The sequence below is a fragment of the Phenylobacterium sp. genome (assembly GCF_031425575.1).
In the GTDB taxonomy this organism is placed as follows: domain Bacteria; phylum Pseudomonadota; class Alphaproteobacteria; order Caulobacterales; family Caulobacteraceae; genus Phenylobacterium.
The window spans coordinates 1-1832 of sequence record NZ_JANPJP010000014.1; the positions used below are offsets into that span (position 1 = coordinate 1).

The window sequence follows — 1832 nt, forward strand, 5'->3', positions numbered from 1 at the left end:
CGTGAGACGCGGGATCGACACTGGTGATGCCCAGAACGTAGCAGATGGCCGAGTTGGCGGCTGAGCCTCGACCCTGACACAGGATGCCCCGGTTTTCGGCTTCCCTGACGATGTCGTGGATGGTCAGGAAGTAGGGCGCCAGATCGCGCGCGCCGACGTAGGCCAGCTCCTTGTCCAAAGTCGTCCGGACCTTGGCCGGTGTTCCTTCGGGGTATCGGATCGGCAAGCCTCGATCCACCAGCTCGCTTAGCCAGTCCTGCGGTGTGCGGTCGGGCGGGATAGGCTCTTCGGGATATTCGTAGCGCAGTTGACCCAGATCGAAGATCGGGCGCTTCAGAAACTCTAGCGTCTCGCCCAAGGCCTCGGGCGCATCGGCGAACAGGCGCGCCATCTCGGTGGGCGGTTTGAGCCAGCGCTCGCCATTGGCAAGCAGTCGGCGGCCTGCCTGATCAATGGGCACGCCCTCGCGGATGCAGGTCAGGACGTGCTGAAGGTCACGCTCGCCAGCGTCAGGATAGAGCACGTCGTTCGTGGCAAGGAGCGGCGTGCCGACTTGGTCAGACAGGGCCTTGAGCTGCGCGAGATGGCGCCTGTCGTCTCCATGGCGGTGCATGGCCGCCCCCAGCCAGACGGCGCCCGGGCGGGCCTCGTTCAGGCGCTCAAGCCACGGCTTCAAGGGCACGGTCATGCGATCCGGGGCCATGACCATCATCAGGCCTTCGGGGTCCGACAGCAGATCCTCAAACCGCAGCCGACAGTCCCCCTTTTTCGCCCGTCGGCTGCCCAGGGTCAGAAGCCGGGTAAGGCGGCCCCATCCAAGACGGTCCTCGGGATAGGCGACCACATCCGGCGCCCCATCCTCGAACGCCAGCCGTGCTCCCGTCAGAAGCCGGAAGGCCAGGGCGCGCTCCTTGACCAGATCGGAGAGAGCGGGATTGTTCAGCGGATCATCCCGCCAGGCGATCTCACCGGGCGAGCCGCCGTCGCGCAGCTTCTCTGGCGGCGACCATCCGTCCTCTCGCAGGTGGTTGAGGGCGGTCCAGGCCCGGACGACCCCGGAAACGGTGTTGCGGTCCGCCAGCCCCAGACCCGCATGCCCTCGCAGGATCGAAGTCAGAACCAAGATCTTGGGATGCGATGCGCCACGTAGGAAGGAGAAGTTGCTGGCGGCGATCAGCTCGGCGTAGGCCGGCGCGCTCATGGGAACAGGCCGTGCAGATACCAGCGCGGCGGTGGTTCTTCGCCGAAGCGGCCCGCCCGGAACACCCAGAAGCGGCGACCCTCGGCGTCCTCGACGCGGTAGTAATCACGCGCTCGCTCCCGGCGGCGCCACCATTCCCCCTCGATCCGTTCGGGGCCTTCGGCGCTCACCACACGGTGGTCAACGCGACGCCAACGGAAGCGGGCAGGCGGGCTGTCAGGCGCCAGCGCTATGGCCTCGATGGGCTGAGGCGGATCGAAAATCCTCAAGGGTCTGACGGGCGTGGAGCCTGAGGTGGTGCACGTCTGGTCAGTCTTGGCCTCTCCCAACTGAGAAGTCGGACGCCACCGAGTGGCCCGTTCGGGCAGATGGGAATCCACCGCCTCGATCCGTACGACGGCGTCTTCACCCAGCTTTGCAGCCAGACGGTCGGTGAGATCGCCCAAGGCCCTGCTGCGCGATGACTGCTGATCGAAAGACGATTGGTCAGCAGAAAGCGGCTCGCTTCGAACGACCTCGAGACGTAGGTGGTCAAAGCCGAAGCCCGGATCGAGGGCTTCGCCCTCAGCGGCCATCCTTTCCTTGAACAAGCGCGCCATCAGCACAGGATCGCGTGTCGGCCGAGCCGAGC

Annotated in this window: 2 pseudogenes; both read right to left on the reverse strand. The window is 66.0% G+C overall.

Annotated elements, in window-relative coordinates:
- Positions 1 to 1201: pseudogene (locus RMO97_RS00610) on the reverse strand (error-prone DNA polymerase); the annotation flags it as partial.
- Positions 1198 to 1832 (reverse strand): annotated as a pseudogene (locus RMO97_RS00615) (DNA polymerase Y family protein); the annotation flags it as partial. The pseudogenes RMO97_RS00615 and RMO97_RS00610, both read right to left, overlap by 4 nt.